Origin of the sequence: Phnomibacter sp., assembly GCF_036803085.1 — a bacterium.
GTDB lineage: Bacteria > Bacteroidota > Bacteroidia > Chitinophagales > Chitinophagaceae > Phnomibacter.
On record NZ_DAIRUZ010000008.1, the window covers coordinates 14059 to 25377 of the forward strand.

The window sequence follows — 11319 nt, forward strand, 5'->3', positions numbered from 1 at the left end:
TTAATCAGCTTTGTATTGAATGATGTATGCTACACCGGGTTGAATGGCCATTTCATAAAGGCCATTGCCTTTTGACAATGGCACAATGTCCCGTCCTTCCGGAAGTATGCTGCTTTTCAATCTCAGCAATCCCATTCCTGCAGGAGCCTTTACCTCTACAGTTGTGTTGGTCACTTTCAATTCTATTTCACCCTGTGGTGTTGGTACTTTACCCTGCATCCATTCGAGGCCACCAAGGTTTGGTTCTACTACATATTTTTCATACCCCGGTGCAGTTGGTTTTACACCGAGATAATATTTGCCCAACAGGTACAACGGGCTTGCGCCCCATGCATGGCATAAACTCTTACCGAACTTCCGGCCATACATGGCGTAATGTTCTGCTCCTTGTTTGGCAGGGTTGTATTCTTCCCAGAAACTTGTTGCGCCAAGCTTCAACATGCCTCCCCAGTAATCTTTCATTTCCTCCAATACATAATTCTGTTCGCCCAATGCACACAATGCTTCCAGTTCGTAGAAACGCATGTAAGGTGTAGTGATCTTCTGAATATCGTCGTTCAGTAACACAGATGCTTTCACCTGTTGTTTTTGTTCCTCGTTAAAATAATCGAAGAAGATGGAGAACATGTTTGCATAGCGTGTTACATTTTCTGTTTGCTGGCCATCCACACGACTGTGCACCAGTGCCTGCTTTGTATCGTTCCAGTAAATGCTGAATAATTTGTATCGCATATCAGCTGCTAATGAGTTGTATTGCGCTTCGGCATCTTTATCATCAGCAATGTTTGCACACAGCGCCATTGTTTCGAGACTGCGTGCCAGCAACAACTGTTCAAAACTTACTTCGCCTTTTTTGCTAAGTCCTTCAGCCCAATCAATAAATATCCAATCACCGGTCATCCATTCCATCAATCCATCTTTATTACGCCGGGCCAGCACATAATCCATCAGCGTTTTCATGCAATCATAGTTCTGTGCAATAAATTTTTTATCACCGGTGTAGAGATAGTAATCATAAATGCCGAGGAACCAGTAAAAGGTATAATCCATAATGGTGTTGATGTGCCCCGTTACCGGATCTTTACCACGCAATGCATAGGTTGTACGTTTGACTGTTTCATTATCGAAGTAGAGATAATAATTCATGAGATAGCTTTGGTAAGCATCACCACTCCAGATCCAGCGGTCCCGTTTGATACCATCAATGAAAAATTCTCTTGTATTTAATTCAAACGTGTATTTCGAAACATCGTAAATGCGATTGATCTCTTCATCGTTACAGGTAAAACTGCCACGTTCTTTTACATCAGCATATTCGTACAGCATCGAAACGGAATCGAGTATTACGCCTTCATCGTATTGCACATTTACAAAACGATAAGCTTTCGAAAGTTTCATAATCTCATCTTTCTTCTCCGTGTTATTTACATCTACCCTATCCAGCGTTTCGCAATGTTCAGTTGATAAAGCTTCTTCTTCTGATTCGCCATAATAAACAGAAAGCTTGCCTTTGCCTTTTAATTCGTGCAGTTTGACGAAACCAAAAGTTTCCTTACCAAAATCAACAAGCATGGAATTATTTCCTTTTGTTGTTGATACTGGTGATTGTTCTCTTGTCGGCAGCATATACTGCGAAGGCAATTGCTCAGGTGAATTAAAATTCGAACTTCCTGCATTTACCCATTTGGTAGCGGAGATGTCGGATGCTTTTCCTGTTTCATCGATCCATTCTTTGTCTTCGAATGTCACCAACCATGAAGCATCCGATACAATTGTTTTTCCTTTTACATAGATAGCAGACACGTTGGCCTGGTTAAATACTTTAATGTTGATCTTGTGTTTACCAGCCGGTACAACAATTTGTTTCGGACTACCTTCAAATGCTTTCCCATCAAGCTTTACATTGTATTCACCTTCTACATAAATGTCAACGGTCTCTTCGTCTGGTACATCAAACACTTTATGAAAATCCATGAGCACATAATGGCTATCTATTTTCCAGAATACAGGAAAAAATGTACCACGTTCGGTGCGACGGTTTTGCATTTTATTGGCCAGTACAATTTCGAAATCGCCGGGATACCATATCCAGGTTGGTGTTGAAATTGTATTTGATAAATCTGAGTTATTCATTTGCTTCACGTTAATTGCTTCGGATATTTAGATACTGACTTCATCATCTAAATATCCTCTCCATATCTTTCTTTGGAAATTTGTTGTAATGATTTGCCTTGGGTTTTGGGTGTCCAGATGGCTCCTACAATCAATGCAAAAATGAGCAGCCCAATCATAATGTAGGCTGCGGTAGAAAATCCTTCGCCATTCTCACCATAAATATTTACAAAACCAAAACCCCATACTGCTGCAATACTTCTCACTGCAAAAAACATAATGCCCTGCGCAGCGGCCCGATATTTTGCAGGAAAAAGTTCAGAAGCCCAAAGTGCATAAAATGCCTGTACGCTTATGCCTGCATGTATACCCCAGAGCATGGTGAACGTCCATAGCGCAACATGATTTTTTATGCCGATGAAAATAAGAATGCACCAGGCCACTATTCCAATTGATGTACCGAAAACATACAACCAGCGGTGATTCACTTTATCAACCAACATGGCAAAACCAAAATAGGTAATGGCTATAATGACAATCCATTGTACTGCCGTAATCATGTTGGCCTCACCGTTTGAAAGACCGCCTGCGGTTTCATAAATATGTTGCTGAAAGAAGCCCATCACCGAAGCCACCATATTCCAGCTGATATAAATACCAGCAAGGAAAAGCATGGTGCGGATATTCACTTTGTTGGTAAACAGTGTACCAAACGATGCGAAAACGCCGGGTTGCTTTTCGTTGGTTTGCATTTTTTTTGCTTCTTCCCAATCTTTCGATTCATTGAGTTTTCGTTGCAATGTCCATGCGATAAAAGCAACCACTAACAAAGATCCAAAAATGATACGGCTGCTGAATACATTGATGGCTTCAACACTTGCATCGTTACCAATAAAAAGTGTTGCAATTTTTTGCACGTAATCAAATAAAACACCGGCCGAAGCATCAGCGTTGCCGGGAGCAAGGAGCATGCCCAGCAATAAAATAATCATGGGACCGACACCCCATGCAAACTGTGAAATACCCATATTCTTTCCACGATTACCCACTTCTGAATTTTCGGAGATATATGTCCATGATGCTGGAACACCCACGCCCACTGAAATACCTGTGATAAGAAAACCGGCCAACAGCATGGGAAAATTAACAGTGAACATAATAATGGCAATCCCCAGCATATACACCAACATGTTGTATGTATAAATGGTTTTGCGTCCGTATTTATCTGCCAGGAAGCCACCGAAAATAGCGCCAATAGCCGCACCAAAAGCGTTGGCACTAAGTGCATTCAGCCAACCGAGATGCCCTTCATTAAGTCCAAGGTAATTTTGCCAAAGCGTCAACCCGCTTGCACCTGCAACAATTGCTCCTGCATCCAGGTAATTAGTTAGCGATACAGCAATCGTACTTTTTAAACTTCCTTTTTTATGTTCCATATTTAGTGTCCGTTGAAGATGATGTAGAGGGTTAGTATCACAAGACCTAATAATGCAAATAGCATTTTTACCTGCTTATCTGTTTTTGGCAATGGCGCTGTTTCGATTGTGGCCGTTACTTTGTTTTTATCGAGCAAGGATATAAGTATGGCTGCAACAAATAAGATAGCGAAGATGTAAAACGAGATGAGGAAATAATGCGGCCACCAGGTGTTGGCACCTGTTGCTGCATCGGGAGGCAGAATCCACAAGTTGAGCATTCCTACCAACAAACTGAATGCAGAACCTGCCGATAAAATTACATTCACAGCAAGCTTGGTGGTGCGTTTCCAGAACACACTCAACAAGAATGTAACTGCCAATGGCGGAGCCAAGTAGCCAAGTATGGATTGAAAAATATCGAACAAGGTTTTGCCTTGTATATTATCAAATGCTATCGCCATTAACACAGCCAGCACACAACCCGCAACAACAGTATAACGTCCTACTTTTATTTGTTGCTGCACAGTGGCCTGCGGATTCATGTTATTGACATAAATATCTTTTGTAAACACTGTGCTTAATGCATTCAAGGAGGAACCAATGGTTGCCACCAACACAGCGATCAACACACAAATCACCAACCCATTCAATCCTGAAGGAAAGAGATTTGTTACCATTGTCATGTAAGCCAACTTATCATCAGTTAAATCGGGGAACAATGCAAAACATAAAATGCCCGGCAAGATGAACATGGGCAATGCCAGTACTTTTAACCAGCCGATGAAGTTTACACCGAGCTGTCCCTGTTTTAAATTTTTTGCACCCAACACACTTTGCACCATACTCTGATCGGTACAGAAAAATGCAACGGCCGATACAGGATAACCCAATAACAATGCATGCCATGGATAACCGGGATCGGATGCCGGATGAATTAAATTCCAGAAGTGACTCGGTGTCTTATCGATCAATGCTGTTATGCCGCCAAGCTTTTGCAAACCGATAAACGTTAATGCCAATGATACAATGATTAGTAAGATCATTTGGAATACATTCACTATTGCAATGGCTTTCAACCCACCCATGTACGTAAACAAACCCGAGAATGCAACGAGTACAATGGTTGATTGCCACATGGGTATCCCTAATATCTGTCGCACTAAAATTCCTCCGCTGAATAAACCAAGGCTTAACCAACTGATCAAAATTTTCACCAACGCATAACCTGCTAAAATATCCTGTGTGCTTTTACCATAGCGCTTGCCCATGAACTCGGGCATGGTACTTACTTTGCTGGCGATGTAACGAGGTGCAAACACCATTGCCAGCAGCGTTAAAAACACAAACGCATACCATTCAAAATTTCCACCCACAATACCTGCGGAAAAACCAATGCTTGCAAATGCAAGTAATGATGAGGGGCCCACATTTGTTCCCCACATGTTGAAACCAATGTTGTACCAGTTGAGTGAATTGCTCGCCAAAAAAAGTGTTTCATCTTTTTTCTTGTTGCGGAAACTGGCGACATAACCAATGGCCAGCAATGCAACCAGGTAAATGGCTACAATGGCAAAGTCAAGCGTTGTGAGTTTATTGTAAATTTCGTTCATGACTTGTTTGAACCACAAAGACACAGGGAACACAAAGCAACACGAAGCTTTGCGTTACTTCGTGCCTTAGTGGCTTAATGGTTCAAGATTGTATTGTTTCAATATATCAGCGATCTTCACCGGCGCTCCTGTTTTCAAACTCTTATCCATTGCCTGCAACAATGCCACGGTTCCAATTCCTTCCTGCATGTTTGGATAAGCGGTAAAACCTTGTTCAATAGAATCAGCGAAGTATTCCAGGTAATTCTGGTACTCTCCTGCATGATGACTCTGTCCTTCGAAACGGAAATAATATTTCAATGTGCTGTCTCCCCAATGAATGATCTTTTCTTCACCAGTTTTATCAGTGATGGAATAACGCAGCTCATGATAATCGGCTTGCGATGCGCCTTGCGTACTACGTAATACGCAACTCATGCCACTGTCACGCTTTGTTGGTTGTGTTGGACTGGTATAAGTGCCGCTTACTCTCGCAATTCGACCATCGGTTGCTTTAAAGATGAAATGCATGGTATCTTCATTTTTTAACCCTGCTGCTTTTCCATTCGCACTGATCATACCATAACCCATCACTTCTTCGATGTTGGGTAAGTACCAACGGATAAAATCAACAGGGTGACTTAAACCTCCATACAACCATTTGAATGAATCTTCCAATGCCCATTTCTTTTCGAGAAACCAACGATGATCGGCATTGTAATGACTTTCGATTGTGATGAGTTCGCCGATCTCTCCTGCTTCAAAATCTTTCCGTTGACGTTTGTATGGTTCGAAGAAACGGGAGCTTTGTCCGACAAATACTTTCTTACCTGTTTGCTCTTGCAGTTCCAGTAATTCTTTTGCACGACTCAGATCATCAATGAATGGTTTGGTACACACCACATGTTTACCATGCAGCAATGCCTGTTTAATATGATCGGCATGCAGATGATCGGGAGTGTAAATGGCGATGATATCTATCTCTGCATCGTTAAGCAAATCTTCGTAGTTGGTTGTATAACTATTAAAATCAAATTCTTTGCAACGTTGTTTGCATAATTTTTCGTTACGGTCGCAAATAATTTTGAGATGTAGTTTTTTGCTTTGCAATGCTGCACTCATGGTACTGCGGCCTTCACCAACGCCTAAAATTCCAATTGTAAGCCCCCCCGCCCCTAAAGGGGTGCTATCAGCATCACTATTTTTTTCGTATTTCATCTATTTCAAAATAATTATTGTTAATCGTCACAAGGGTTTTGCCTTGCTCCCCTTTAGGGGTTGGGGGTTTGACTTAAAAACACCCACGTCTCCCCCGGCTTTGTTCCTTTAATTCCTTCCTGGTATTTTTTCATGATCGTATTCCAATCATTCACCCGTGGATTATTGGCTGTTGTTCTTGGATTCAACTTATCCAGGCTTTCACCTTTCGGAATGCTGATCACCAACATCAACTGTCGTCCGTTTCTGAACAACAACAACTGCTGAAAATCGGCATTGCAGAAACCTTTTGAAACTTCCGGCCATTTTTCAAACTGTGTGGCATGGTAACTGAGATATTCTTTCTGCAATTTTTCATCTGCCACCAGGTTTGCTGTAAGGATGATATGCTGCCATTCTTTCGCCACTGTTTTATCTGTGCAATGTTTTTTCTTGCTGTATTCGTAAAACATGTCGTGATACACGCTTACTTCTGCCTCAGGAAAATTGTTGGCGATACGTCCCTGCATTACGCCAATGTCCTGCACTTTATCGAAGATGACATAATGATTCTGCCAATGATAAATGGCATTGCTGTCCATATTATTCTTCGCCAGCAGTTCTTTCAGCTTGGGTAAGTTCAACTGCATCCCTTCTTTTACCACCAGTTCAATCACTTCGTTGTGTTCTTCGTTGATGAAACCAACCTTCGCCGTTTTATTGGCGGTTAAATAGTGAAAGCGCTTTTCCAGCCCCGCATTTTGCTTGACACTGTCATGCACCTGCGGACCATTATTGCTCCACACATTACCGGGACCGTTGTTATTCTGTAAATATTTCTGTGAGGGCGTCCAGTTATTTTTTACAGTGATATGCGAAGAGCCTTCATCCGTATAAATATAAAACCAGTGCGATGGCAAATGAGCAATGGGTGATTTATAAATACTGTCGATATAATTGTCTTCAATGATGGAATTCTGTTGTGCACTCAGTGTATAGATACCGGCACAATCATAATTCCATTTGCCGTAATGATGGATTTTGTTGGCAACGATTCGGTTGTCCTTCATTATATTCTGTGCAGGTGACCATCCCCAACCCAAACTGATACCGCTGTACGATACATTTTCAATTTCGTTATGACGAATGCTTGTTCTGCTCACAAAGCCGCAACCAATACCCACCGTGCCCCAATCTTCATTGGTAGCATTGGTGATGAAATTATTCTCAATGAAAATGATATCGCATTTCTCCCGTTCATTTTTCGGATCGAATGGCAAATGAATTTCTCTTCCTTCATCGCCATAATTACCGGCGAGGATAGCCGTGCCACCTATATCGCTGAACAGATTATTCTTCGTCATATTATCCTGCACGCCTTTTTTTAAATCAATACCCGTTGCCGCTAAATGCAGGAAAGAACAGTTTTTAATTCGTGTACGAATGGCATAACTCAATTCCACAGCAGCCGCTTGTCGGCCAATCCATGCCTGGTTATCCAAACCCGATTTCTCTTTTGTACCTGCAGGTTTTAACCGGTATGCTTCTGTCATATACAAACCAACCTGGTGCGGTACATGTCCTTGCAGTGAAGGTCGTAACCACCCTGTATGCTGAAAAGAAATACCATCGATCACCAGATTCTTCACCGGGTTATCAATCGTTCCTTCCACACGTATTAATGTCTCGGTAAATGGAGCAACTACTTTTGCTGTTGCTAAATTTTCATTGCTGCGTGGCCAGTAATAGATTTTTTTATTGCTGACATCTAAATACCATTCACCCGGTTCGTCTAAAAACTGAATCGCATTCGTTAAGTAAAAAGCAGAGTTACCGGTTTCTTTACTCAGCCATGGTGCAGGCCATGGATGTTCGTTTTGAATTTTACTTTCGGGTTGATGGAAAAACAGTTTCGTACTATCGCCCATCACCTGCAGTTTCTTGATGCGCAGGTTAGCAATCTCCCACCATTGATGAATGAACAATTCAAGTCCGTTTGCTTTATCAAGGTTTTGAAAAGCTAATGTAGGAATCACACAAGCTGCTTCAGCTTTGTTCCAGTTAAGAATACGGAGCATCTCATCACCGTTGGAAGATTTTGCCCGCACTGCTTTTACATCATTCACCCACAGTTGACGGAAATTAAAACTGTTGCCATTCACCTGCGGCACCTCGGCCACCCAAATTTTACTTTGATACTTTGTCTGCAAGCCTTTGACAGGAGCAGTAACTTTCTTCCAATCAATGATTTGTACTCCGCCGCTCAAAACAGGTTGTTCATTTTGTGCTGCTTCAATAAACGTGGCGCTTTCACGGGTGCCGCTATCTTCCGGTCTGATAACAATGGTTTCTAATACCTGGTAATTGCCGCCACGTAAAATGATATGAATGTCTTCTTTGTACGATGCATCATTCAACCGGCGCAAGTCTCTTGCTTTGCGCAGAGCCATGTTGAGTGTGGCAAAAGGTTTTTCTATAGAGCCGTCATTGCTGTCTGCGCCATTGGGGGCTACATAAATATTTACTGCCATTGCCGAAGACAAGGCACAGCAAAAAAACAGCAGGCTAATCAACAATCGTTTCATACCGGGTACTGCTACACTTTGCCTTGTTATCAGGCATGCTGCAGCCATTAAAAGTACCGGTATCAGCAAGCCCGGAAAATGTGACTATTTGCCAAAAAGATGGTCTATTTTACTGTTTTGCCAAGGGCTACAGTTGCGTCATACAGCCCTCTGGCAACCGCTGCCTGCACTATTTTACTCTTCTTGAAAAATGCGTTTGAGATAGGCAGTGTTGGCACCGTAATTATACTTTGTATCTGATGGCTTTTTAGCATCACGACTGCGTTCAATCACTAGCCAGCCGCTCCAGCCCATGGCATCCAGCGTTTGCTTTACCTGCTGCATGTTTATTTGCGGATCGTTTTCCAGCCACACACTGTCTTTGTTTGTAGCATGTATCATGCTGATGCGATCCTTACCCAATGTTTTCAATTCAGCAATCAGGTCGCGGCCTTCTTTGAGTGGCGAAGAAAAATTGAAATATATTTTAATGGCCGGAGAGCCAATTTCTTTCAGCAATTGCACTTCCTCTTTTGCACTCAAGGAAGTTTCGATGCCGATGATAACGCCTGCGGCTTCCGCCATTTTGCCGACTACTTTCAATCGGGCAATAACTGAATCACGAATGCCGGGATTTTTTTTGATATCGCATTGCACACCCAGTGGTAAAAACGCATGCTTCACTTGCATGAGTTGCATGGTGCGGATACAATCTTCAATGCTCCGAATGTACTCGGCCCGGCTGCAAAACGACTGCGCATAGTAGCCTGTCATGGCCAAACAAAACAGCTCTACTTTTCTTTCTTTCGCTGTTTGCAAAAACAACTGCCGCACACTGTCGTTCAACAATTGATTGTCGAAGGTGGGCCGGTTGCCCAAGCCACCCATATCTACTTCTACACCGTCTGCTTTCAAGTCGGCAGTGAGGGTAATGGCACCGAGTTTTTGGCGCTTCAGCAGCATCAAATCTATCAGGCCAATTTTATAGCGTTGGCTAGTTTTGGCTTTCTCTACTTCTGCTGCAAACAACTTTTCCAAATTATCAAAACCGTGTACTGCATGTGCAGGCAATCGTTCTCCTTTATCGCCAAACACATACATGTTTTGCTCTGGCTCTATGGTAATCGTTGACTCGTCAATTTCACCGGTTTTGTTTTGAATAGCGGGCAATTGCAATTGCAAATACTTCGCCATGAATTCGTATACCGCCTTGCGTTTGTTGATACCAAAATCATGTTTTTCATTGGACAAATGCACATTGCTCACCGCCGAAGGCTGGCTGCACATGGCATACATTTTTTGCAAATAAGGAAAGTCATGTTCCGGCATTTTATCTGTCCAGTCGCCACCATCGCTTACAATCAACTGTGGCCTTGGTGCAGCCATAGCAGCCAGTTCTACATTGTTGGTGCGGCCACCGCAACCGTGTATATCCATGCCGCTTTCGCATGGGCAGCCGCCATAGAAATACGACGACAACGATACCACTGGTGCAGATGCTTTAATGCGGTCATCGAGTGCCGTCATGAGCACAGTATGGCTGCCAGCACCAGAGCCGCCAGTCATGCCAACTCTGGCAGTATCGGCATCTTTTTGCGCCAGCAAATAATCGAGAATCCGAATGCTGCCCAATGCCTGAATGGTCATGCTCAAACTGCGGCGATGATCTTCGATATTGAATTGCAATAAAGACTCGCCCCATGCAAATAAATCGTAGCTAAATGCCATCGCTCCCATTTTGGCCAATGCTGCACAGCGATACTGACAATCGGGGCGGTAGCGTTGTTTTTCCCAATGCCCGTCGGGGTTGAGAATAACAGGAATTTTACCTTTGTATTTGGCTGGTTTGTACAACGAACCGTTGATCCACACACCCGGCAAAATTTCCAGCGCAATATTTTCTACCGTATACCCATCATACATTCTTTTGGGGGTAATAATAGGAGCACTGTTTGGCCTTGCAGGCAAATGTGTCAGTTGTAATGCTTCCCGTATACAAGGACGTAGTTCTGCCTTTCTTTTTTCCCATGCCTCGGGTGTATTGTATTGCGCAGCAATGCGGTCCATTTCGGCCCAGCCTTCTGCTACCGGCCAGCGGTAATATTCATATGCACTCAGCTTATACTGTTTCTCCTTTTCCTTCTTCACTTTCAGCTCCAGCGGCTTCAGCACATTATCCAATGTTACCTCTACATCTGGCCGGTATTTCCAATCGGCATAGGTCACCATTTTATTGGCCACCATGCTGTCTGCAAACTTGATAACAACGCCATATTTTTTCTGAATGTTTTGCAACACTTCTTTCAATGGACGGCTGTATTGCTGATCGGTGTTGAGTTGTGCTATCGATGATATCGAAACAAATATCAGCAGCAACAACAACGTGGTATGTACCCGAAAAACATTTTGTTTGGCAGCAATAAATTTCATGATGCGATT

6 protein-coding genes are annotated in these 11319 nt (G+C 42.8%); all 6 read right to left on the reverse strand.

Annotated elements, in window-relative coordinates; genetic code table 11:
- Positions 1 to 2133 (reverse strand): alpha-L-rhamnosidase-related protein, encoded by a 2133-nt coding sequence (locus V7Q13_RS14620; protein ID WP_333801408.1) that lies wholly within the window; start codon positions 2131 to 2133, stop codon positions 1 to 3.
- A gap of 47 nt (positions 2134 to 2180) precedes the next feature.
- Entirely contained in the window at positions 2181 to 3548 is a 1368-nt protein-coding gene (locus tag V7Q13_RS14625; protein WP_333801409.1) for an MFS transporter, read from the reverse strand.
- A gap of 2 nt (positions 3549 to 3550) precedes the next feature.
- Complete coding sequence (locus V7Q13_RS14630; RefSeq protein ID WP_333801410.1) at positions 3551 to 5140, reverse strand: sodium:solute symporter family transporter; 1590 nt, start codon at positions 5138 to 5140, stop codon at positions 3551 to 3553.
- Between the two features lie 66 nt (positions 5141 to 5206).
- The gene (locus tag V7Q13_RS14635) at positions 5207 to 6337 is read right to left on the reverse strand and encodes a Gfo/Idh/MocA family protein (RefSeq protein ID WP_333801411.1); all 1131 of its coding nucleotides are present in this window, start codon (positions 6335 to 6337) and stop codon (positions 5207 to 5209) included.
- A 53-nt stretch (positions 6338 to 6390) separates the two neighbouring features.
- The gene (locus V7Q13_RS14640; protein ID WP_333801412.1) at positions 6391 to 8901 is read right to left on the reverse strand and encodes an L-rhamnose mutarotase; all 2511 of its coding nucleotides are present in this window, start codon (positions 8899 to 8901) and stop codon (positions 6391 to 6393) included.
- A 174-nt stretch (positions 8902 to 9075) separates the two neighbouring features.
- Positions 9076 to 11310, reverse strand: a complete 2235-nt coding sequence (locus V7Q13_RS14645; protein ID WP_333801413.1) for a TIM barrel protein — start codon at positions 11308 to 11310, stop codon at positions 9076 to 9078.
- Positions 11311 to 11319: the final 9 nt, after the last annotated feature.